This is a genomic window from Stutzerimonas sp. Brlt_14, from assembly GCF_051948915.1.
In the GTDB taxonomy this organism is placed as follows: domain Bacteria; phylum Pseudomonadota; class Gammaproteobacteria; order Pseudomonadales; family Pseudomonadaceae; genus Stutzerimonas; species Stutzerimonas stutzeri.
Map to the genome: position 1 here is coordinate 202,427 of NZ_JAYJLM010000001.1, position 23,026 is coordinate 225,452.

19 protein-coding genes and 1 other RNA gene are annotated in these 23,026 nt (G+C 65.1%); 12 read left to right on the top strand and 8 right to left on the bottom strand.

Going from position 1 to position 23,026, the window contains the following annotated elements; all coding sequences use genetic code 11:
* Positions 1 to 217: 217 nt before the first annotated feature.
* From VF716_RS00925 to VF716_RS00935, 3 genes are all read right to left on the bottom strand, one after another.
* Positions 218 to 1,888, bottom strand: coding sequence for a DEAD/DEAH box helicase (locus VF716_RS00925; protein ID WP_440551344.1), 1,671 nt, complete (start codon positions 1,886 to 1,888; stop codon positions 218 to 220).
* Positions 1,889 to 2,219: 331 nt separating this feature from the next.
* Positions 2,220 to 4,382, bottom strand: a complete 2,163-nt coding sequence (locus tag VF716_RS00930) for a methyl-accepting chemotaxis protein (RefSeq protein ID WP_440551347.1) — start codon at positions 4,380 to 4,382, stop codon at positions 2,220 to 2,222.
* Between the two features lie 295 nt (positions 4,383 to 4,677).
* Complete coding sequence (locus VF716_RS00935; RefSeq protein WP_437198137.1) at positions 4,678 to 5,427, bottom strand: spermidine synthase; 750 nt, start codon at positions 5,425 to 5,427, stop codon at positions 4,678 to 4,680.
* Between the two features lie 138 nt (positions 5,428 to 5,565).
* Here VF716_RS00935 and VF716_RS00940 point away from each other — a divergent pair, with 138 nt between their 5' ends.
* On the top strand, positions 5,566 to 6,915 hold the full coding sequence (locus VF716_RS00940; RefSeq protein WP_014597024.1) for a class II 3-deoxy-7-phosphoheptulonate synthase: 1,350 nt from the start codon (positions 5,566 to 5,568) through the stop codon (positions 6,913 to 6,915).
* Positions 6,916 to 7,056: 141 nt separating this feature from the next.
* A complete protein-coding gene (locus VF716_RS00945) occupies positions 7,057 to 8,505 on the top strand; it encodes an SLC13 family permease (RefSeq protein WP_068506648.1) in 1,449 nt (482 codons plus the stop codon).
* Between the two features lie 67 nt (positions 8,506 to 8,572).
* Here the strand turns inward: VF716_RS00945 and efp are convergent, their stop codons facing one another.
* The 3 genes from efp to ffs form a co-directional block, all read right to left on the bottom strand.
* Positions 8,573 to 9,139 (bottom strand): elongation factor P, encoded by a 567-nt coding sequence (gene efp / locus VF716_RS00950; RefSeq protein ID WP_011913626.1) that lies wholly within the window; start codon positions 9,137 to 9,139, stop codon positions 8,573 to 8,575.
* Positions 9,140 to 9,184: 45 nt separating this feature from the next.
* Positions 9,185 to 10,324, bottom strand: coding sequence for an elongation factor P maturation arginine rhamnosyltransferase EarP (gene earP / locus VF716_RS00955; RefSeq protein WP_068506647.1), 1,140 nt, complete (start codon positions 10,322 to 10,324; stop codon positions 9,185 to 9,187).
* 193 nt (positions 10,325 to 10,517) lie between these two features.
* Positions 10,518 to 10,614, bottom strand: an RNA gene (gene ffs / locus VF716_RS00960) — signal recognition particle sRNA small type.
* Between the two features lie 297 nt (positions 10,615 to 10,911).
* Between ffs and VF716_RS00965 the strand changes: the two genes are divergently transcribed.
* From VF716_RS00965 to VF716_RS00975, 3 genes are all read left to right on the top strand, one after another.
* A complete protein-coding gene (locus tag VF716_RS00965; RefSeq protein WP_125883389.1) occupies positions 10,912 to 11,898 on the top strand; it encodes an NAD(P)/FAD-dependent oxidoreductase in 987 nt (328 codons plus the stop codon).
* Positions 11,899 to 11,998: 100 nt separating this feature from the next.
* Positions 11,999 to 12,808, top strand: coding sequence for a motility protein A (locus tag VF716_RS00970; protein WP_011913630.1), 810 nt, complete (start codon positions 11,999 to 12,001; stop codon positions 12,806 to 12,808).
* A gap of 2 nt (positions 12,809 to 12,810) precedes the next feature.
* The gene (locus VF716_RS00975) at positions 12,811 to 13,545 is read left to right on the top strand and encodes an OmpA/MotB family protein (protein ID WP_440551355.1); all 735 of its coding nucleotides are present in this window, start codon (positions 12,811 to 12,813) and stop codon (positions 13,543 to 13,545) included.
* Between the two features lie 4 nt (positions 13,546 to 13,549).
* On the opposite strand, the gene VF716_RS00980 is transcribed toward VF716_RS00975, so the two are convergent.
* Positions 13,550 to 14,482 carry a ZIP family metal transporter gene (locus VF716_RS00980; protein ID WP_011913632.1) on the bottom strand — a complete coding sequence of 311 codons (933 nt, stop codon included), beginning with the start codon at positions 14,480 to 14,482 and terminating at the stop codon, positions 13,550 to 13,552.
* 184 nt (positions 14,483 to 14,666) lie between these two features.
* Here VF716_RS00980 and VF716_RS00985 point away from each other — a divergent pair, with 184 nt between their 5' ends.
* The 7 genes from VF716_RS00985 (at position 14,667) to VF716_RS01015 (ending at position 22,751) form a co-directional block, all read left to right on the top strand.
* Positions 14,667 to 15,851 carry an efflux RND transporter periplasmic adaptor subunit gene (locus VF716_RS00985; RefSeq protein WP_213919092.1) on the top strand — a complete coding sequence of 395 codons (1,185 nt, stop codon included), beginning with the start codon at positions 14,667 to 14,669 and terminating at the stop codon, positions 15,849 to 15,851.
* A 4-nt stretch (positions 15,852 to 15,855) separates the two neighbouring features.
* Positions 15,856 to 17,076 (top strand): ABC transporter permease, encoded by a 1,221-nt coding sequence (locus VF716_RS00990; RefSeq protein ID WP_213919093.1) that lies wholly within the window; start codon positions 15,856 to 15,858, stop codon positions 17,074 to 17,076.
* A 10-nt stretch (positions 17,077 to 17,086) separates the two neighbouring features.
* A complete protein-coding gene (locus VF716_RS00995; protein ID WP_440551361.1) occupies positions 17,087 to 17,800 on the top strand; it encodes an ABC transporter ATP-binding protein in 714 nt (237 codons plus the stop codon).
* A 162-nt stretch (positions 17,801 to 17,962) separates the two neighbouring features.
* Entirely contained in the window at positions 17,963 to 18,826 is an 864-nt protein-coding gene (locus VF716_RS01000) for an MBL fold metallo-hydrolase (RefSeq protein WP_170800330.1), read from the top strand.
* A 24-nt stretch (positions 18,827 to 18,850) separates the two neighbouring features.
* Positions 18,851 to 20,599, top strand: a complete 1,749-nt coding sequence (locus VF716_RS01005) for a TIGR01244 family sulfur transferase (RefSeq protein WP_440551365.1) — start codon at positions 18,851 to 18,853, stop codon at positions 20,597 to 20,599.
* A complete protein-coding gene (locus VF716_RS01010; protein WP_440551368.1) occupies positions 20,596 to 22,374 on the top strand; it encodes a SulP family inorganic anion transporter in 1,779 nt (592 codons plus the stop codon). Before VF716_RS01005 ends, VF716_RS01010 begins: the two co-directional genes overlap by 4 nt.
* The gene (locus VF716_RS01015) at positions 22,371 to 22,751 is read left to right on the top strand and encodes a rhodanese-like domain-containing protein (RefSeq protein WP_011913639.1); all 381 of its coding nucleotides are present in this window, start codon (positions 22,371 to 22,373) and stop codon (positions 22,749 to 22,751) included. The genes VF716_RS01010 and VF716_RS01015 overlap by 4 nt, the downstream gene beginning before the upstream one ends.
* Before the next feature lie 63 nt (positions 22,752 to 22,814).
* On the opposite strand, the gene VF716_RS01020 is transcribed toward VF716_RS01015, so the two are convergent.
* Complete coding sequence (locus tag VF716_RS01020; protein WP_013983146.1) at positions 22,815 to 23,015, bottom strand: YgaP family membrane protein; 201 nt, start codon at positions 23,013 to 23,015, stop codon at positions 22,815 to 22,817.
* Positions 23,016 to 23,026: the final 11 nt, after the last annotated feature.

A 23,026-nucleotide genomic window follows, 5' to 3' on the forward strand; every position in this document is an offset into this window, starting at 1 on the left:
CGTTCGTTTGTAGCATGTTGTTCAGAGTTTGAACAGCCCGAACGGGATTGACGACGAATGAGTGCTTGGTTTAGGAGACTGTGACACAGATCGGAAATCTGGCTCGCCCGCCCGCTCATCGACAGCGCCGGTCGAAGGCAGGATTGCTGCCAGATCTTCTTTAAGGGAATAAAAAAGGCGGGCTCTAGAGCCCGCCTTTCGTTTTGCTTACTGCAAATCAGTCTTCGCGATAACGGCGCAGCTTGAGCTGCTTGCCGCCCACGCGGGTGTCCTTGAGTTTACCGAGCAGGCGATCGAGGCCATCTTCCGGCAGCTCGACCAGGCTGAAGCTGTCGCGCACCTGGATACGGCCGATGGCTTCACGGGCCAGGCCGCCCTCGTTGAGGATAGCGCCGAGCAGGTTACGGGCGGCGATGCCGTCACGCGCGCCCAGCGGGGTACGGCAGCGGGCGCGGCCCTCGGCCAGCGGGATCGGAGCGCGGCGCTCGCGATCACCGCTACGCTCCGGACGATCCGAACGTTCGCTACGCTCACGCGGGCTGCTGGTCGGAACCAGCGGCTGCTCTTTCTCGACTTCCGCAAGAGTCAGCGCCTGACCATTGGTGGCTTTGCGCAGCAACGCAGCAGCCAGGGCACGCGGGCTGCAGCCGATGTCGGCAACCAGCTTGTCGAGCAACTCGCCATGAGTGGCTTCTGCATCGGCGACCAGCGGCGCGAGGCTGCTGGTCAGCTTCTTGATACGGGCATCCAGCACTTGCTGGGCATTGGGCAGACGGGCTTCGGCGACCTTCTGGTTGGTTACCCGCTCGATGACCTGCAGCATGCGACGCTCACGCGGAGTGACCAGCAGCAGCGCGCGACCTTCGCGACCGGCACGGCCGGTACGGCCGATGCGGTGCACATAGGATTCCGGATCGTACGGCATGTCCACGTTGAATACGTGGGTGATGCGCGGTACGTCGATACCGCGGGCGGCGACGTCGGTGGCGACGACGATGTCCAGACGGCCATCCTTGAGCGATTCGATGACGCGTTCACGCTGGTTCTGCGCGATGTCGCCGTTCAGCGCAGCGGCCTTGTAGCCCTTGGCTTCCAGCGCGGCGGCCAGGTCAAGGGTGGCCTGCTTGGTGCGCACGAAGGCGATCAGCGCGTCGAAATCCTCGACTTCCAGCAGGCGCAGCACGGCCTGGATCTTCTGGTCGGCGTGGACCATCAGGTGCGCCTGTTCGATGCGCGCGACGGTCTGGGTCTTGGCAGCGATCTTGATGTGCTGCGGCTCGCGCAGGTGCTTCTCGGCGATGGCACGAATGGAGTGCGGCAGCGTGGCGGAGAACAGCACGCTCTGGCGGCTTTCCGGCATGGCTTCGAAGATCACTTCCAGATCGTCCATGAAGCCGAGCTTGAGCATCTCGTCGGCTTCGTCGAGGACCAGGAAGCGGATGGTCGACAGCAGCTCGCTGTTACGGCTCAGGTGGTCGACCAGACGGCCCGGAGTGGCGACGATGACCTGCGCGCCCTGGCGGATGGCCTTGAGCTGCGGGCCCATCGGGGCACCACCGTAGATGGCGACGACGCTGACGCCCGGCATCTGCTTGGAATAGGTTTCGAACGCGGTGGCGACCTGCAGTGCCAGTTCGCGGGTCGGCGCGAGGATCAGCGCCTGCGGCTCGCGCTTGGCTGGATCGATCTTGGACAGGATCGGCAGCGCAAAGGCGGCGGTCTTGCCGGTACCGGTCTGGGCCTGGCCGATCATGTCGTGGCCACCAAGGATCACCGGGATCGCCTGGGCCTGGATGGGGGACGGTTCTTCGTAGCCGACTGCGCTGATGGCAGCCAGAACAGCGGAGTGAATACCGAGTGCGGCAAAGCCGCCGATTTCCTGGGTCATGGGTCTTGTCTCTGATGCTCCGCAAGACCCATTGTTCCGAAGCTGCGCATGCCGTGCAAAACCCGAAGGTCACCCTGGCAGCCTGGTCGGCGGGGTTGCGAAAACGTATGGATGATGAATCGTCAAGATAGTCCGCTCGAAGCGGACAGCAGCCGAAGCGGCGCTTCGTGTGTTGCAGTACCTGAACGCAGGCTGGGTTTCAGCCGGCGCGTACTATACCGGATTAACGTGACGCTGTGCGGATATTTTAAGCCGCAGCGGATGACGCCATGCCCCGGGACTCCCCGCACAGGCGCCTCCCAGCGAAACCGCCAGGAGGTGCGACCGGAGATCAGGCCGCTTCGCTGTTGGCGGCACTGACACGGAAGCGGCCAACCAGCTGGTGCAGCTTGCCCGCGGTATGGCGGACGCGCTCGGCGCTGTCCTGCAGCACGCCGAGGGTCTGCCCCATCTCGTTGGAGGCCTGATCGACGCCGCGGATGGTTTGCCCGTAGTGCAGGCTGCGCTCATTCAACCCCTTGATGATCTCGAACATGCGCTCCACGGTTTCGTGCAGATGGACGTTTTCCGATGTCGCCTCCTCGGTCAGTCGCAGGCTGCTGTCGACATCCTGCACGCCGCCCTGCATGAACGACACCGCCTGGCGCGTCTCGGACTGCAGGCTCTCGACTTTCTCGCGGATGTCCTCCGCTGCCTTCGCCGTACGCAGCGCGAGCGAACGCACCTCCCCCGCCACCACGGCAAAGCCGCGCCCGTGATCACCGGCGCGAGCGGCTTCGATCGCGGCATTAAGCGCGAGCAGGTTGGTCTGGTTGGTGATATCGCTGATCAGGCGGACGATCTCGTCGATCTCGCCCATGCGGCTGTCGAGCAGCTGCACGCTCTGCGCCGAGCGCTGCACCACATCACGGATGGATTCGGTGCCCTGGCGCACCGTATCGAAGCGCTCCCGCGCGCGGCACATCACTTCGTCCATGGCGGCTTTCATTTCTTCGGCGGTCATCGAAGCCTGTTGAATTTCGCCCAACTGTTCCTCCACCAGCAACAACAGCTGGTGGATCGACTCGGCGACGTCACTGGTGGTCTGCCCGGCTTCGCTGCTGCGCACCAGCATCAGCTCGTTGTCCTGGCGCACGTGTTTCGACACCTGGATCACCTGACCGACCACGCCATCCAGGCTGTCGATGAAGCTGTTGATCCAGCGCGCCATGTCGCCGCTCTCGTCGCGCGGCATGGCGCTGCTGTCGACGCGCTGACGCAGATTGCCCTCGCCCTCGGCCAGGGTGCGGATCACCTCGGTCATCGCCTGCATGCGCGCCGCCAGCCGGCGCGGCCCGAATGAGGCGAACGCCCAGGCGCCGAGCACGAGCAGCACGCCGTTGAGCAGGTAGAGCGCCGTCTCGGACAGCCCGCTGAAGGCCTGCAGCAGGCTGCCCGTGACGAACAACGTGATTACGGTGAGCAGGTACGTCTTCATAAGGCCAACGCTCAGCGAACGCCGGCGATAGACCTCTTCCAGATCGGCCTCGCACATCATGCCCCAGCGATCCGGGGAGCCCGGCAGCTGGAAGGTGACGCCCTTGCCGATCACCGGAATGTGGCGGTAATCGGAATAGCCGGGATAGGTGACGAACAGGTTCGAACCCCTGGCGATGGTTTCCCGCACACCGGGGTGCAGCTGGCCGGTGGCCGGATCGGTGAAGCGCAGTTCCAGCTCGGTGTGCTGCTGTACACGGACCGTGCCCCAGCGAGTGTGCACGCCGCTTTTCAGGTTCTCACCGTGGCTGAAGGTGGCGTCCTCGAAGCGCGAGCGCGACAGGGCCGTACCAGGTCGGATGCGGCTGTCGAAGCGCGAGTCGACCATGAACAGATAGTTGTCGCCGGACTCGGGATAGACATGCCCGGCTTCGCGCTGGATCAGATCCCCCAGCACATCGTTCGGCACTCGCGCGCAGAGACAGCCGAGGCGTTTACCTGCGGCGTGCACGGGCTGATAGAACATCAGCGTCACCGCGTCGTGGAAGCGTGACGTGCTCGCCCCCAGGCGCTCGGTCAGCGGATCGCGATAAGGGCCATGCAAGAACGGCTCGCGCAGCCCCCGCGCAACGGCCTGCGCATCCAGATCCTGCTGACCGACATGCGCGGCGCACGTGGACGCCAGTACCCGCCCCTGCGGGTCGATGACGAACAGTTCGGACAGGTCGGGGAGCTGAGCACGCTTCTTTTCCAGCAGGTCGACATCCACATGAGCCAGCCCTTCGCCCAGGCTCGCGGCCAGGTCCGCCAGATGGTCCCAGTGAGCACTCACCCAGTTCTGCAGGATGCGCACGCGGGACTGCGCAACGCCTTCGAACACCTGCTCGATGGCGGGATACACACCACGGTTCAACCAGCAGGACCAGCCCATCGACAGCTTGCCGGTGCGTCCCAGCCAGGGCAGCCAGTGACGTTCACTAGGGGAAAGTTGCATTTGGAGGCTTTGAAGCTGGGTCACCGGGCAGTCCTTGATGATCGGAAAGACATACTGGCCAATTGCAATTAGCAGACCAGCAAGCGATCAGGCCACGGCTGCGAGCACAGGCTCCCCTGCGCACCAGGACCGCTCATGTTCGCCTCATAAGCTGCTAGACCGGTGAATGGCGCCCCGCATCGGAAAGCGCTCTGCGTAGCGGGTGCGTCGAAACGCCGCGGGCAGGTCCTCGGCAGTATGCCGACATAAGCGCACCAAATTAGAGACCTGGTGAATTGGCCGGTGCATCGCTGTGCACCAGCATGGCGCACACTTACCCTCAACTGGCTGGGCGCAGCACGCCGATCAGCGAATCCAGCGAATAGCCCAGACGAGGTGCCAACGTTTCGGCACGCGATCGCAGGCCCGCCAAATCCAGCTGCTGTTCCAGATCGGCCGGCACCAGCACCACCACGTTGCCCTCCTTCACCGGGCATTCCCAGTAGTGCCGGTGATACAGGCCACGCAAAAGGGCAGCTCCCAGCGGCCGGTCGTCGTCGGTGCCCCATTGGTTGATGACGAGCCACCCGCCCGGGTTGAGCTTTTCCTGGCAGCGTTTGAGAAATGACCAGGCCAGATGCGCCGCGTCCGGCCCCGAGTCGTTGTAGAGGTCGACGAATATCAAATCAGCCGTTTCGGCGGTTTCCAGCAGCTCGGTCGCATCTCCGATGCGGATGTACAGTCGCGGATCGTTCTGCAACCCCAGGTATTGCATGGCCAGCTCCGGCACCGCCGGGCGCAGCTCGATGACCTCGACGTCCTCCAGCGGCAGGAACTTGAGGCAGGCCTGGGTCAGATTACCCGCTCCCAGACCGAGAAACAGCGCGGTTTCCGGCTGTGGATGGCAGAGCCCGCCGAGCAGCATGGCACGGGTGTAGTCATATTCGAGCCAGGCGGGATCGGCGATGAACACGCAGCTCTGCTCGACTGCCGCGCCGAATTCGAGAAAGCGGTAGTCACCGACCTCGAGCACACGGATGAGCCCGAACGCATCGCGCACTTCAGCGAGCAACCGTTCCTCTTTTTCCATCTGCTAGCTCCCGCAAAGTCTATGGCCGCTATGTGCCAGCGAAGGCGCATCTTACGCAGGCCCATAGGCCATCGCTATCTCCGGGCGCCGGATGCATCAGGTAAACTCGCGCCATTCATCTTTCGATCTGGAATGACCATGAGCCACGCCTGGAGCCCCGACAGCTGGAGAAACAAGCCGATTCAGCAGCAACCCGAATATCCGGATGCCGAGCACCTCAAGCGCGTCGAGCGCACGCTCGCCGGGTTGCCGCCGTTGGTCTTCGCCGGCGAGGCGCGGGAGCTCAGGCGGCAGTTCGCCGAGGTCACGCGCGGGCGCGCGTTCCTGCTGCAGGGCGGCGACTGCGCCGAGAGCTTCGCCGAATTCTCGGCGACCAAGATTCGCGACACCTTCAAAGTGCTGCTGCAGATGGCAATCGTCATGACCTTCGCTGCCGGCTGCCCGGTGGTGAAGGTCGGACGCATGGCCGGTCAATTCGCCAAGCCACGCTCGGCGGGTGATGAAACCATCGACGGCGTTACGCTGCCGGCGTACCGCGGCGACATCGTCAACGGCATCGACTTCAACGCCAAGAGCCGTGTACCCGATCCGGAGCGCCTGCTGCAGGCCTACCACCAGTCCACTGCCAGCCTGAACCTGCTGCGTGCCTTCGCCCAGGGCGGTTTCGCCGACTTGCATCAGGTGCACCAGTGGAACCTCGATTTCATCGCCAACTCGCTGCTGGCCGAGAAGTATCACCAGCTCGGCGCGCGCATCGACGAAACACTGAAGTTCATGCGTGCCTGCGGCCTGGACGGCGCGCCGCAGCTGCGCGAAACCAGCTTCTTCACCGCCCATGAAGCGCTGCTGCTCAATTACGAGCAGGCCTTCGTGCGCCAGGACAGCCTCAGCGGCGGCTGGTACGACTGTTCCGCGCACATGCTGTGGATCGGTGATCGCACCCGTCAGCTGGACGGCGCTCACGTCGAGTTCCTGCGCGGCGTCGGCAACCCCATCGGGGTGAAGGTCGGCCCCAGCATGGCTACGGATGAGCTGATTCGCCTGATCGACATCCTCAATCCGCAGAACGACCCCGGCCGCCTGAACCTCATCGTGCGCATGGGTGCCGACAAGGTGGAAGCTGGCCTGCCACGCCTGGTGCGCGCGGTGCAGAACGAGGGACGCCAGGTGTTGTGGAGCTCCGACCCGATGCATGGCAACACCATGAAGGCATCCAGCGGCTACAAGACACGCGACTTCGAGCGCGTACTCGCCGAAGTCCGCCAGTTCTTCGACGTGCACCGCGCCGAAGGCAGTTATCCGGGGGGCATCCATATCGAGATGACCGGGCAGAACGTCACCGAGTGCATCGGTGGCTCGCGCCCCATCACCGAGGCCGGCCTCTGCGATCGCTACCACACCCATTGCGACCCGCGCCTGAACGCCGACCAGTCGCTGGAAATGGCCTTCATGATCGCCGAAACCCTGAAGCAGGTCCGGCCGGACTGATCCTCTCGGCCCCTCTGCGCGGGCAGCACCGCCCGCGCGCACGAAACGAAACCCCGCCGGCCCTGTCCGCCTAAGTAGGGGCCGCGCGGGTTCAGTCCACACGGCCCCGCTTTCGATAGCGCAGTTTCGAAGAGGACGAAAATGGCGGAATCATCTCAAAGCCGGGGCGCCATACTGGCCGCGTGGATCGGCCTGATCCTGGGCCCACTGCTGTTGCTGGCCTGCATCCTGACCGACCCACCCGGCGGCCTTTCGGAAAAGGCGTGGCTGACCGTGGGCCTGGCCGCGCTGATGGCGGTCTGGTGGTCGACCGAGGCGATACCGATCCCGGCGACCTCGCTGTTGCCGATTCTGCTGATACCCCTGCTCGACATCGATACCCTGGCCAAGGCCACCGCGCCCTACGCCAACCCGACCATCTTTCTCTTCCTCGGCGGTTTTCTGCTCGGCCTGGCGATGCAGCGCTGGAACCTGCACAAACGCATCGCCCTGGCGACGCTGCTGGCGGTGGGTAACCAGCCGAGCCGGCAGATCGCCGGCTTCATGATCGCCACGGCGTTCATCAGCATGTGGGTGAGCAATACGGCGACCAGCATCATGATGCTGCCCATCGGCCTGTCGGTCATCGGCCTGCTGATCGCCGGCAGCGAGGAAAAGGAAGGCGCGCGGTTCGCCGTGGCGCTGCTACTGGGCATCGCCTATTCGGCCAGTGTCGGCGGCATCGCCACGCTCATCGGCACCCCGCCCAATGCCCTGCTGGCGGCGTTCATGCGGGAGAACTACGACGTCCAGATCGGCTTCGGCCAGTGGATGCTGCTGGGCCTGCCGCTGAGCATCGGCATGCTGGTCTTCATCTGGTGGTCGCTCACCCGCGGCGGTTTTCGCCTGGCGGGGGGCGACAGCCGTGGTCTGCTCGAAAAGGAAATGGCCGCCCTCGGGCCGATGTCGCGTGCCGAAAAAATGGTCGCCGTGGTGTTCGTGCTGGCAGCGGCGGCCTGGATCTTCCAGCCACTGCTGGCCGACTATGTCGACGGCGTGAACGACACCAGCATTGCCATGGCCGCAGCGATCGCACTGTTCCTGATTCCAGTGGACCTGCACAAACGGGTGTTTCTGATGGATTGGGAACAGGCCAACAAGGCGCCATGGGGCGTGCTGCTGCTGTTCGGCGGCGGCCTCTCGCTGGCCGGCGTCATCGGTGCGTCCGGGCTGGCCGAATGGATCGCCAGCAGCCTCGGCGCCTTCGATGCCCTGCCCCTGCTGGCGATGATCGCGCTGGTGGTGACGGTGATCATCTTCCTCACCGAAATCACCTCCAATACCGCGACTGCAGCGGCCTTCCTGCCATTGCTCGGTGCGCTCGCTGTGGCCCAGGGGCTCTCCCCGGAAATGCTGGCGATTCCGGCCGCGGTCGCTGCCAGCTGCGCCTTCATGATGCCGGTCGCGACACCACCCAACGCCATCGTATTCGGCACGGGACAGTTGCCGATCCAGGCGATGATCAAGGCCGGCTTCGTGCTCAACCTGTTCGGTGTGCTGCTGGTTTCCCTGCTCTGCTACGGCCTGGTCGGCTGGATATGGGCGAGCTGACACGCGCACAGAAACGAAAAAGCCCAGCATCGAGCTGGGCTTTTTTCTGTCCACCGCAGGCCGAGGATCAGGCCTTGACGCGGGACTTGTACTCGCCGGTACGGGTATCGATCTCGATCGAGTCGCCGATTTCACAGAAAGCGGAAACCTGCAGCTCGGCACCGTTCTTCAGGCGGGCGGTCTTCATGACCTTGCCGGAAGTGTCGCCACGTACGGACGGCTCGGTGTAGGCGATTTCGCGAACGATGGTGGTCGGCAGTTCGACGGAGATCACCTTGTCGTTGTAGAAGACCGCTTCGCAGACGTCGGTCATGCCGTCTTCGATGAAGGTCATCACGCCTTCCAGGTCGTCTTTTTCGATTTCGTACTGGTTGAACTCGTTGTCCATGAAGACGTACAGCGGGTCGGCGAAGTAGGAGTAGGTCACTTCCTTGCGCTCGAGAATGACCGGCTCCAGCTTGTCGTCAGCCTTGTAGACGGTCTCGGTAGCCGAACCGTTGAGCAGGTTCTTCAGCTTCATCTTGACCACGGCACTGTTGCGGCCGGACTTGTTGAACTCGGCTTTCTGGATGACCCAGGGTGCGCCGTTGATGATGGCCACCTGGCCGGCACGGAACTCTTGTGCGGTTTTCATACGAAATATCCGAAGGGAATTAGAGACAAAAAAACAGGCCGCGTATCATAGCCAATCTGTGTAAAAAAACACCAGCTTTCCGGCCAGATCGCCATTGGCGACCTGCGCGTGGGTCCAGGTTTCGGCGTGCTCCAGTAACGTCGGGTATTGGCCCAGCAGTCCGCTCCACGCCTGCTCGGCGCCCTTTCCCGCGTTCCACGCATGCCAGAACTCTCGCAGCGCCGAACCGGCAGCAGGCGAGAGCCCCTGCGAGTAGAGCTCGAGAAATGCATTGAGCTTGTCCCAGTGCGCGTCGTCCTCCTGCGGATAGATGTGCCACACCAGCGGACGCCCCGCCCACTGGGCACGGATGAACGACTCCTCGCCGCGCACCGCGTTGAAGTCGCAGCTCCACAGCAGCAGGTCGTACTCGTCCTGCGTCATGAACGGCACGATGGAGATCTGCAGGCTACCGCGCTGGTGGCAGGCCCCCGGCTCGAGCGTCGCAACACCCAGCCAGGCCGCGACATCGCCCAGCACCCGCCCCTCTGGCACCAGCAGCTGATTGACGCGGGAATCGGCGGCAAGCACGTCCAGCCAGCCAGCAACGGCTGTGTTCTCGTAGGCGAACAGCGACAGCAAACGCGCCTCCGGCTGGCGCACCACGCCCAGCGTCGCGAGAAAACCGGCCTGCCGCTCAGGATCGCCCTGAAAGCTGGCGCGGCGCAGCATCAGGTCCGCCTCGCGGATGAGGCCACCGGTCTCGGCCTCGAAGCCGGGAAAGAAGAAGTACTTCTGTACACCGTTGGGCTGCAAGGACGGCAACGCATGGCATCCGACGATCCAGTCCTCGGCGCTGAGGTATTCGAGATTCAGCCAGAGGATACGCCGCCCGCTCGCGGCCATGGCGTTGATATAGGCCTGCGGCAGGTTGCAGGCGAACGCCTCGATGACGACATCGGCCGGCTCGGCACCCGGCCACTGGCTGGACCAGCGGCGGACATCGACGCCTTCGTGCATCTGTTGATCAGCCTGCGCACTGGCCGCCGGACACAGCCGGGCGAAGGTATCCAGATCGTCCACCCACAGCCGCACCTGCTGGCCGTGCTCGGCAGCCAGCTGACGGGCCAGGCGCCAGGTGACGCCAATGTCACCGAAGTTATCCACGACCGCGCAGAAAATGTCCCAACTCGCCCTGACCGACAAAGCATGCTCCTTGAACCGTTAACGGCGACGGCGCCGTTGAAAATGCCGCGCAGGATACATGAGCCGATCCGGGGTGAAGAACCGCGTGGCTAACGATCGAAGGGACAGGACAGGCGCGCACGCTCAGGCCACGGACAACCGGCCGTCGTGAATCAAGAAAGGGGGGACGCGAGAAGGTCGTTATGGAGGTGAACCCTACCAGCCACACCCCGGCACACAATGTCACCGCTGCGGCTGCTCCCTTCCGGGCCTGACCGGGTTCACGGCTGATCGTTGCGAGGGGACCGGCAGGGCCCACCATAACGAAACCCGCCTGGCGGCGAGCGGCGCCATTGTACCGGCTTATCAGCAACTTACAACCACAGACTGAGCCTGGGCGGAATTGCGCTGAACAGCCCGAGGCACCGACCGCTGGTCAGCAACTGCCGAAACCGGCGACCGGGATGTCGCATTGCGTCGAAAGCCTCTAGCCAAAGGACGATGTCTGTTCGAGGATGAGCAGGCTCAAGCGATCGAACGCTTGTCATGAAAACGTGCTGCGCGGCGCTTCGCCTGTGCGGCTGATGGCAACAGCACACGAGGTAATCATGAGCAAGGCTCCAATCGCCATCATCGGAACCGGAATCGCAGGACTTTCCGCCGCCCGCACGCTTCACGATGCCGGGCAGGCCGTACACCTTTTTGACAAGAGCCGCGGCAGCGGCGGACGCATGGCCAGCAAGCGCAGCGACGCCGGCTCACTCGACCTCGGCGCACAGTACTTCACGGCACGTGACCGCCGTTTCGCCGAAACCGTGCGCCAGTGGCAGGCCGGGGGCTGGGTGGATCAGTGGACGCCGACCCTGTTCCAGTCCCGCGACGGGCAGCTGAGCCCCTCTGCCGACGAGCAGCTACGCTGGGTCGGAACCCCGACCATGAGCGCGATCACCCGCGGGTTGCTCGGCGAAATGCCGGTCACCTTCAGCTGTCGCATTACCGAAGTGTTCCGTGGCGAACAGTACTGGACGCTGGCGGACGCCACCGGCGCCAGCCATGGGCCCTTCAGCCATGTCGTCATCGCCCTGCCGGCGCCGCAGGCCGCCGCGCTGCTCTCTGGCGCGCCGAAACTCGCGGCGGTCGCCGCCAGCGTTGCCATGGAGCCGACCTGGGCCGTCGCCCTGGGCTTCGCCACACCGCTGGACACGGCGCTGGAAGGCTGCTTCGTCCAGGATGACGCCCTGGACTGGATCGCGCGTAATCGCAGCAAGCCGGGGCGCGATGGCGCGCTGGACACCTGGGTACTGCACGCCACCAGCAGCTGGAGCCGTCAGCACCTGGATCTGTCGAAGGAGGCGGTGATCGAGCGCCTGCACGGCGCCTTCGCGGAGTTGATCGACTGCGTTGTACCAGCCCCCGAGTTCACCCTGGCGCACCGCTGGCTGTATGCCCGCCCGGCACAGGCCCACGAATGGACTGCCCTGGCCGACGCCGGCCTGGGCCTGTACGCCTGTGGCGACTGGTGCCTGTCCGGCCGTGTGGAAGGCGCCTGGCTCAGCGGCCAGGAAGCCGCCCGGCGGCTGCTAGAAAACCTCTGACGATGGATGGCTGACCCGGTCCTGATCCAGGTCAGCCCGGCCCCCGGGCCCGCTGTTATCATCCCGCGTTTTCTGCAACAGCCCTCTCAGCGGAGCCCCGATGAACCCCTCCACCCTGATCGGCATCGTCGCGAGCATCGGCCTGCTGGCGGTCGTCCTGCTTTTCGCGGCCAAGGAACCGGCGCTCTTCATCGACCTGCCCAGCCTCGGCATCGTGCTGGTCGGCACTCTGGCTGCCACCTTCATCAGTTATCCGTTGCGCGAAGTCACTCGGGTATTCGGTTTGCTCTGGACCGTCCTGCGCAACGAGCGACTGTACACCCGTCAGGATCTCGACGAGCTGGTGCAGATTTCGCGGCTGTGGATCAGCGGCGATCTGCCCGCGGTGGAAAAGGCTGTCGAGCAGGTTAGCAATCCCTTCCTGCGTACCGGCGTGCAGCTGGTGATCGACAACACCCCGGAGGAGGACATTCTGGAGGTGCTGCAATGGCGGATCGCCCGGCTACGCGCACGGGAGAACGCCGAGGCGCAGCTGTTCCGCGCGATGGCCAGCTACGCGCCAGCGTTCGGCATGATCGGCACGCTGGTGGGCCTGATCAACCTGATGTTCATGCTCGGCAGCGGCGACATGGATCTGATTGGTCGCAGCCTGGCCGTTGCGCTGATGACCACCTTCTACGGTGTGCTGCTGGCCAATCTCATTCTCAAGCCGGTGGCGGTGAAGCTGGAGCGGCGTACCGAGCAGCGGGTCGCCCTGATGAACCTGGTGATGCAAGGCATTTCGATGATGTGCAACCGCCGCAGCCCGGCGTACATGCGCGAGACGCTGAAATCGTTCATCGCCCACCACGACGATGAAATCCGCGACGGTACGCCTGCGGCGCCGCGCGTCAGACCGCAGGAAGACTGACGGTGAACGGGCAAGCATCCCAGGGCAGCCGCTTCTCCCGCTGGCATATCGAGCCGCAGCGGGAAGAAGAGCAGGAAGCATGGCTGATCACCTATCTGGATATGCTGACGCTGCTGCTGGTGATGCTGGTGATCATGCTCGCGCTGGCCGGCAAGGGCGACGGCGAGCAGAACGACCCCGCCGCCTCGGCCATGCTCGCGGCAGGCGAACTGGGCGTGGCGCTGCCGGCTCCCGCCGCACCGATTCCATCGATCGCACCGGTGCCGACGCCCGCCGCCGATGCGCAACCGGATGACCCGCAAGAGAGCATGCCGACGCCACCAGGCATGGCGCTGGGCGATGACATCCTGGTCATCGTCAACGAAGGCAGCATCAGCTTCCGCATCAGCAGCGAGATACTCTTCGGCTCCGGACGAGCCGAGCTGGAGGACGCCGGGCTGGAAGTGATCGACCGGTTGGTGCCGACGCTGGCGGCGAACGCCTTTCGCATCGTCGTTGAAGGGCATACCGACAACCTGCCGATCCAGACCGAGCGCTTTCCTTCCAACTGGGAGCTCTCCGCCAGCCGCGCCAGCAGCGTGGTGCGCTACCTGCAGCTGGCAGGCATCGAAGCGACGCGTCTGAGCGCCACCGGCTACGCCGACACCCGACCGCTCGCCGACAATGCTGACGAGGGCGGGCGCGCCAGCAACCGCCGCGTCGAGCTGGTGATGCAGACCGAGCCGGACAAACCCTGAGGCATCAGCCCAACGCGGTATCCAGGAACATCATGACCGCGAAGCCAACCATCAGGCCGAGCGTCGCCGGGGTCTGATGGCCGTTGCGGTGAGTCTCGGGAATCACCTCGTGGGATACCACGAAGATCATTGCGCCCGCGGCCAGGCCCAGGCTGACGGGATAGGCGATGGCGAAACCGCTGGACATGCCGATACCCACCAGTGCCCCGATCGGTTCCATCAACCCGGACGCCGCGGCGACCAGCACCGACGCCAGCGCCGACAGCCCGGTGGTGCGCAGTGCCAGGGCCACCGCGAGGCCTTCGGGAATGTCCTGGATGGATATGGCGGTGGTTAGCGGCAGACCAACGCTCATGTCGCCGTTGGCGAAGCTGACGCCGATGGCCATGCCTTCGGGAATGTTGTGCAGCGCAATGGCGAGCACGAACAGCCAGACCCGGTTCAAACGTTCGCATTCAGGCCCACACGGCCCAGTGCTCTCGTGCTCGTGGGGCGTGAAGTAGTCCAGCCCCAGCATCAGCAGCACGCCCAGACCGAGACCGGCCACAACGGTCGCGGCAGCGGCCGGACCGTTGCCGAACAGCTCACGGCCCGCTGCGAGCCCCGGCAGAATCAGCGAAAAGGCACTCGCCGCAAGCATCATGCCTGCGGCGAAGCCGAGCATGCTGTCCTGGGTGCGGGTGGAAATGTCGCGCAGCCCGATCGCCAGAAAGGCGCCGAACGCCGTCGCAACAAACCCGGCGCTGCCGCCCAGCAATGCGTAGCGAACGTTGCTCGCCGCGCTGCTCTGGAATGCATTGACCGCTCCGGCCAGCAACAGCAGCAGGACGGCGACTGCCGTTGCGGCCAGGCCGATGGTGATCCAGGGATTGGCCTGGGCTTGCGCAAGCCAGGCGGAACGCAGGGTGGCAGCAGGGCTCTGGACGGTGGACGCCATGATATTCGGGATCCTCGATGCGGGTGCCCCAGTGTACTCCGCCCTGCCCCATGCCAGAGGCTATGGTTACGATAGGCGCAGGGCATCGTGTCGCTTGCAGCGCGCGTTGTAAGCACGCCGAGGATGTCCGTAAGCTTGCACCGTTTCGATGGCCGTCACGGGCCGTATCAGGGAGTGGTCCGTCGTGCCTGCCGTAAGATCCATCCGCCGTCTAGTTATCCTGGCCATTGCGCTCCTGGCGATTGGCGGCTGGCTGATCTGGCGCCAGCTGCAGGGCCCGGAACTGCCGGCCTACCGTCTGGAAGCTCGCCCACTGGTGCAGCGCGTAGTGGCCAGTGGTGAAGTGGACAGCCAGTCGCTGGCGCAGATCGGCAGCGAAATCACCGGCGTGGTTGCTGCACGCCATGTGCGGGAAGGCGACGCGGTGAACGCCGGCGATCTGCTGCTGGAACTGCGCGACGACGAACAGCGCGCGCGCCTGCGCGAGGCCGAAGCGGCGCTGCAGCAGCTCATCGATTCCACTGGACCGCAGGCGCAGGCCACCCTGCGCGAGGCACAACACAATCTGGAACAGGCCAGCCGCGAGCTGCAGCGCCGCGAAACGCTGTTCGAGCGCAAGCTGCTGGCTTCCGAGCCGCTGGAGCAGGCGCGCCGCGCGGAGCTGACCGCACGCGTAGTGCGTGATCGCGCCCGCTTCGCCGCCGCAGCGCTGGCCGAAGGTGGCAGCGAGGAACAGGTCCTGCGGCAGCGTCTGGAGGTCGCCCGTGCGAACCTGGCCCGAACCCGTATTCACGCCCAGGTCGATGGCATCGTGCAGTCGCGCGACGTCGAGCCGGGCGACCTGGTTCAGCCGGGCCGCACACTGCTGACCATTGCCCGCTCCGGCAGCAGCGAAATCCTCTTGCCCCTCGACGAGAAGAGCCTGGCACCGATCGAGCACGGGCAGAGCGCCCGGATCATCGCCGACGCCTATCCGGACCGCGTGCTGACGGCGAAGGTGAGCTTCATCGCACCAAGCGTGGACACGGCGCGCGGCACCATCGATGTCCATCTGGACCTGCAGGAGCCGGCCGCCTTTCTCCGCCAGGGCATGACGGTGTCAGTGAACATCGAGACAGGCCGGCGCGACCAGGCACTGGTGCTGCCCAATGATGCACTGCGCGCCCGCGACGGGACGCGCGCCCAGGTGCTACGGGTGCGCGATGGTGTGGTCGAGCGCGTCGGTGTGCGACTGGGAATGCTGGGCACGGCGCTCAGCGAGATCAGCGAGGGGCTGGAGGCCGGCGATCTGGTGCTGATCGGCGACGCCGAAGAAGGCCAGCGCGTGCGGCCGCGCGTACAACCCATCCCCAGCGGCAGCCAGGACTGAGCGCATGCACCTGGCCGATTCGCTGTGGACCGAATGGAAGATCGCCCTGCGCTTCCTGCTGGACAACCGCATGCAGACGCTGCTGATCACCTTCGGCATCGCCGTCGGTTCGGCGGTGATCGTCTTCATTACCGCCCTGATCACCGGCTTGCAGGCCAACGTCATCCAACGAACCCTCGGCACCCAGGCCCACATCCGCATCCTGCCCCCGGACGAGGTCAACCGCACGCTTCCAGCCGCCGCCGACAGTTGGTCGCTGGTATTGGAAAGCCCGCGCGCCCAGCGTCTGCGTTCGATCATCAACTGGCAGGACGTGCGTGACGTCCTCGACCAGGACGCGCAGATTCTCGCGGTGTCGCCGGTGATCAGCGGCCCGGCCATCGCCCGGCGCGGCGTCGCCCGCGCGTCCGTGGCGCTGCTGGGCATCGATCCACCGCGTTATCAGCGCATCATCCCGCTGGCCGACGACCTGATCGCCGGCCGCTTCCTGGTGGGTGCGGGCAACGCAGTGATCGGCAAGGAGCTGGCCCGCGACCTCGGCCTGGGCATCGGCGACAAGCTGCGCCTGGATGCCGGCGAAGGCCGCGAAGCGGTCGTCGACATCGCCGGCATCTTCGAGCTGGGCGTGCGCGAGTTGGACGCGCGCTACGTCTATCTCGACCTCAAGCAGGCGCAAACGCTGCTCGACCTGCCCGGCGGCGTGACAGTGATCGATACCACGGTCGCCGAAATCTTCCAGGCCGACGAAGTTGCCAGGCGCCTGGCGCGCCTGACCGGGTTACGCGCCGAAAGCTGGATGGAAACCAACGGCCAGCTGCTCAACGCGCTCAGCTCGCAAAGCATGACCACCGAGATGATCCGTGTGTTCGTCGGCATCTCGGTGGCCTTCGGCATCGCCAGCGTACTGGCCGTGAGTGTGGTCCAGCGTACCCGCGAGATCGGCATCCTGCGCGCCATGGGCAGCCCGCGCGGGCAGATCCTGCGCGTATTCCTGCTGCAGGGCGGGCTGCTCGGGCTGCTCGGCTCGGCCTGCGGCGGGCTGGTCGGCTGGGGACTGGTGCAGGTGTTCAACCTGTTCGGCCCGCGGCTGTTCATCATTCCGGTCGACCCCACGCTGGTGCCGCTGGCCATGCTGGTGGCGACGGTCACCGGCGTGCTGGCGGCGGCGATGCCCGCGCGACGTGCGGCGCGTTACGACCCGGCGGTGGCGATCCGCTATGTGTGAACGCGCACCAATGGCCCCTGCCGAGGAAGTCCTGCGCCTGGAACAGGTGCGCAAGGCCTTCAACATCGGCACACCCCTGGAGACCGAAGTGCTGCACGGCATCGACCTGCAGCTTCGGCGCGGCGAGCTGGCCGCGCTGGTCGGCCCGTCCGGCTCCGGCAAGAGCACTCTGCTGAACCTGATCGGCCTGCTGGATACGCCCAGCTCCGGCGAGCTGTATGTACTCGGCCAGGCGACACGCGACAGCGACGACGAAGCGCGCGCTCAGCTGCGCAATCAGGCGATCGGCTTCGTGTTTCAGTTCCATCACCTGATCTCTGCGTTCAGCGTGCTGGAGAACGTGCTGATGCCGCTGATGATCCGCCACGGCAAACCCTCCCGGGCGGAGACCGACCTGGCGCGCGCCCTGCTCGAGGAGGTCGGCCTCGGCCCGTTCGCCGACAAGAAACCCATGCAGATCTCTGGTGGCCAGCAGCAGCGGGTCGCCATTGCCCGTGCGCTGGTGACCCGTCCACCGCTGCTGCTGGCAGACGAGCCGACCGGCAATCTCGATACGCGCACCGCGCAAAGCGTGTTCGAGCTGTTCCACCGCCTGAACGCCCAGTTCGGCTGCGCCATCCTGGTTGTCACTCACGATCCGCGACTCGCCGCAGACTGCGAGCGCACCATCCAGCTGGTCGACGGCCGCATTGTCAGCGATGCCGCCAACCCGCTTGCAAGCTGAACTCAGCGGCAGCCCCAGCGAGCCGTTGTGCCGGGTCGTCCGGACGAATTTCGCGGCTTTCACTAATAACCAATAAATCTAAGCATATAACCTAATTCAGGGCTAAGATTTCTCCGGACAGATACCCCCACCGGTATTCAATCTGAAGAGGAGCCCCGCGCCATGAATGCCCACGTCGAAGCCTTCTTCGATCCCGCGACCTTTACCTACAGCTACGTGGTCAGCGACCCGGAAACGCGCCAGTGCGCGGTGATCGACTCGGTGCTGGACTACGACCCGGCATCCGGCCGCACCTCCCATGCAAGCGCGCAGCGCCTGGTCGACTACGTGCGCAACCAGGACCTGCGGGTGCAGTGGCTGCTGGAAACCCATGTGCATGCCGACCATCTGAGCGCGGCGCCCTATCTCAAGCAGCAACTGGGCGGCAAACTGGCGATCGGTGACCGCATCACCGTGGTGCAGGACACCTTCGGCAAGCTGTTCAACGCAGGCAGCGGGTTCGCCACCGATGGCCGTCAGTTCGATCACCTGTTCCACGACGGCGACCGCTTCCAGGTCGGCAACGTGCAGGCCCGCGCCCTCCACACCCCGGGCCACACCCCGGCCTGCATGACCTACGTCATCGGTGACGCCGCCTTCGTCGGTGACACCCTGTTCATGCCCGACTACGGCACCGCCCGCTGCGATTTTCCCGGCGGCGACGCGCGCACCCTGTACCAGTCGATCCAGAAGCTGTTCACCCTGCCAGGCGAGACCCGGGTGTTCATGTGCCATGACTATAAGGCGCCCGGGCGCGAGGAGTTCCTCTACGAGACCACCATCGCCGCCGAGCGCGAGCACAACGTGCATATCCACAGCGGTATCAGCGAGGGGCAGTTCGTCGCCATGCGCACCGCACGCGATGCCACGCTGGGCATGCCCACCCTGATCCTGCCGTCGGTGCAGATCAACATGCGCGGCGGCGAACTGCCCGAGCCCGAAAGCAACGGGACGCGCTACCTGAAGATCCCCCTGGACGTGCTGTAACCCCCGAATGCGGAGGACGTCGACATGCAAACAATAAAACGACTGACCCCTTTTCTCTCCGTCGCGGCCCAGCTGCAACCGACCGACATGGCACTGCTGGCCAGCAATGGCTTCCGCTGCGTCATCAACAACCGTCCGGACAATGAGGGCGAGAACCAGCCGTCGAGCGAGGCCATGCGCGCCGCTGCCGAGGCGTCCGGCCTGGAGTATCACCATCTCCCGGTGGTATCCGGACAGATCACCGAAGCTGACGTTGCGGCCTTCCGAGCGCTGCTGGAACGGATCAAGGGCCCGGCCTTGGCCTTCTGCCGCACCGGTACCCGTTCGGCCTCACTCTGGGCGCTGGCCGAGGCACACCATCTCGACCCACAGGTGCTGCTGCAAACTGCCCAGCAGGCCAGCTACGACCTCAGCGGCCTGCTGCCGCGCATGCAGCAGTACTGGCAGTCGATCATCGACCAGCCGCTTCCGGCCGCCTCGACCTTTGCCGCCACATCGCGTTACGACGTTCTGGTGATCGGCGCTGGCGCGGCCGGCTGCGCAGTGACTGCCAGCCTGCTCAAGCGCGACCCCGAACTGCGCATCGCCCTCATCGAACCGCGCGACCAGCACTACTACCAGCCCGGCTGGACGCTGGTGGGGGCCGGCGTGTTCGACCGTGCCAATACCGAGCGCGCGATGAGCCGCTGCATTCCGTCCAGGGCACAGTGGATTCGCGCAGCCGCAGAGGCCTTCGAACCCGAGCACCAGCAGGTGGTCCTCGAGGACGGCAGCCGCATCGGCTATCGTGCCCTGGTGGTTTGCCCGGGCCTGAGCCTCGACTGGGACGCCATCGAAGGCGCCCGCGACAGCCTCGGCAAGTTCGGCGTGACCTCCAACTACGCGTTCGAGCTCGCACCCTACACCTGGCAGCTGGTGCAGAACCTGCGCGGCGGCAAGGCGCTGTTTACCCAGCCACCCATGCCGATCAAGTGTGCCGGCGCACCGCAGAAGGCCATGTACCTGTCCTGCGATCACTGGCGCCAGCACGGCGTACTGAAGGATATCGAGGTCGACTTCTGCTCGGCCGGTGCAGTGCTGTTCGGCGTTGCGGAATTCGTACCCGCGCTGATGCAGTACGTCGAACGCTACGGTGCCCGACTGAACTTCAACCACTCCCTGGTGGCGGTGGACGGGCCCGCGCACAAGGCCTGGTTCAAGGTCACCGACGGCGCCGGACAGCACAGCACGGTGGAACGGGACTTCGATCTGCTGCACCTGGTGCCGCCGCAGCACGCACCGGACTTCATCCGCCACAGCGCCCTGGCCAACGCCGACGGCTGGTTCGAGGCCGAGCACGAGACGCTGCGGCATCCGCGCTTCGGCAATATCTTCAGCCTTGGCGACGTCTGCTCCGCGCCCAACGCGAAGACCGCCGCAGCGGTCCGCAAGCAGGCACCGGTGGTCGCCGAGAACGTGTTGAGCGTACTCAAGGGCAGCGGCCCGCGGGCGCTCTACGACGGCTACGGTTCCTGCCCGCTGACCGTGGAGTACGGCAAGGTGATCCTCGCCGAGTTCGGCTACGGCGGAAAGCTGCTGCCGACCTTCCCTCTCGACCCGAAGGTGCCGCGGCGGCTGGCCTGGAAGCTGAAGACGCAATGGATGCCCTCGATCTACTTCGACATGATGCTCAAGGGGCATGAATGGCTGGCCGAACCGAAGCATCTGGACTTCGAACCGCGCTCGACCGAGGCACGCAACGCCTGCGACTTCACCCAGGAGAAGAAGGGATGAAGCAGCGCCTGGCCCGCTATCTGCCCATGCTGGCGTGGGCCAGGCACTACGATCGCGCGGCCGCGACGAAGGACAGTCTGGCCGCACTGATCGTGACATTGATGCTGATCCCGCAGAGCCTGGCCTACGCCATGCTCGCCGGCCTGCCGCCGGTGACCGGCCTGTACGCCAGCATGCTGCCACTGATCGCCTATACGCTGTTCGGCACCAGCCGCACCCTGGCGGTCGGCCCGGTAGCGGTGGTTTCGCTGATGACCGCCGCCGCTCTCGGGCCGCTGTTCGCCCCGGGCAGCGCGGAATACGCCGCAGCGGCCATGTTGCTGGCGCTGCTTTCCGGCGCGGTGCTGCTGCTCATGGCGGTGCTGCGCCTGGGCTTCCTGGCGAACTTCCTCAGCCATCCGGTGATTTCCGGCTTCATCAGCGCGTCGGGCATTCTCATCGCCCTCGGCCAGCTCAAGCACATCCTCGGCATCTCGATCGACGGCGAGAACGCCGTGCAGCTGCTTGCCGCGCTGCTCACGGCGCTGCCCGGGGTGCATCTGCCGACGCTCGCCATCGGTGGCAGCAGCCTGTTGTTCCTCTATCTGGTCCGCAGCCGGCTCTCCGTCTGGCTGCAGCATCTGGGCATGAGCCCGCATATTGCCGGCACGCTGACCAAGATCGGCCCGGTCGCCGCCCTGCTACTGGCAATCGCGGCGGTCAGCGCCTTCGGGCTTGCCGATGTCGGCGTGCGGGTCGTCGGCGAAGTACCGCGCGGCCTGCCCTCGCTGAGTCTGCCAATGCTGGACCCGGCACTGGTCCTGCAGCTGTTGCCTGCGGCGGTGCTGATCAGCCTGGTCGGCTTCGTCGAGTCGGTGTCGGTGGCGCAAACCTTGGCAGCCAAGCGTCGCGAACGCATCGAGCCCAATCAGGAACTGGTTGCGCTCGGCGGCGCCAATGTCGCCGCGGCCCTCAGTGGCGGCTTTCCGGTGACCGGCGGTTTCGCCCGCTCGGTGGTCAATTTCGACGCCGGCGCGCAGACGCCGCTGGCCGGCGCCCTCACCGCCCTGGGCATCGGCATTACCGTGCTGCTGTTCACTCCGCTATTCCACAACCTGCCTCACGCAGTGCTGGCCGCGACGATCATCATCGCCGTGCTCAGCCTGGTGGACCTCTCCGCACTCAGGCGCACATGGCGCTACTCCCGACAGGACGCCGCCGCGATGGCGGCAACCATGCTCGGCGTGCTGCTGATTGGTGTGGAGAGCGGCATTCTCCTGGGTGTCGGCCTGTCGCTGTTGCTCTTTCTCTGGCGCACCAGCCAGCCACATATCGCCGTGGTCGGGCAGCTGCCGGGCAGCGAACATTTCCGCAACGTCGAGCGTTTCGCCGTGGTACAGAGCCCCCGTGTCCTCTCGGTACGGGTCGACGAGAGCCTCTATTTTCCCAACGCGCGCTTTCTCGAAGACCGCATCGCCGAGCTGATCGGCCGTCATCCGCAGGCCGAACACCTGGTGCTGATGTGTCCCGGCGTCAACCTCATCGACGCCAGTGCGCTGGAGAGCCTAGAGGCCATCACGGCACGACTGCACGCCGCCGGCATCCAGCTGCATCTGTCCGAAGTCAAAGGACCGGTCATGGATCGACTGCGCCACAGCGATTTCCTCTCTGACTTCGGCGGCCAGGTTTTCATCAGCCAGTACGAGGCGCTGCTTGCACTGGACCCGGATACCACCTTTCACGCACTCGAACGGCCGCGTGAACGCTTTGCCAGCATCAAGGAGAACGCAGGATGAAGAACGCACACGAACTCGTCGAACAGGCCCGGCGCCACATCCAGGAAATACCGCTCGCTGACGCCGAGGCGGCGATTCAGGCAGCGGATGTGCTGATCGATGTCCGCGAGGCGGACGAGTACCGCGAAGGCCATATAAACGGTGCGCTGAACATTCCCCGGGGCGTTCTGGAATTCAAGCTGAGCGCCACCCCGGAACTCGCCGCGCGGGACATGAACATCGTCCTCTACTGCAAGACCAGCGGACGTGCTGCCCTGGCGGCAGTAGCGCTGCAGGACATGGGTTATTTGCAGGTGAAATCGATCGCCGGTGGTTTCGATGCCTGGACCGCCGCGCACAAGCCCGTCGTCAAGCCGAGCCTGCCGAGCTTCGACTAGCTCGGCACCCTCGATAAACAAGAAGAGGCCGACATCATCGTCGGCCTCTTTTTCAAGCGCACGTCAGGATTTGGCGCTGCAGCTCTTGCACGTCTTGATGCCGAGCAGCGTGTAAGCCGGACAGAAACGGAAAATACCCGTGGCCAGCGGCAGCACGCCGATCCAGCCCCAGACGCCGATCACGCCGGCCAGGCTCAAGGCGATCAGCGCCAGGCCGACGATGATGCGCAGTGTCCGATCAATGGTTCCAACATTGGCTTTCATAATGACCTCCC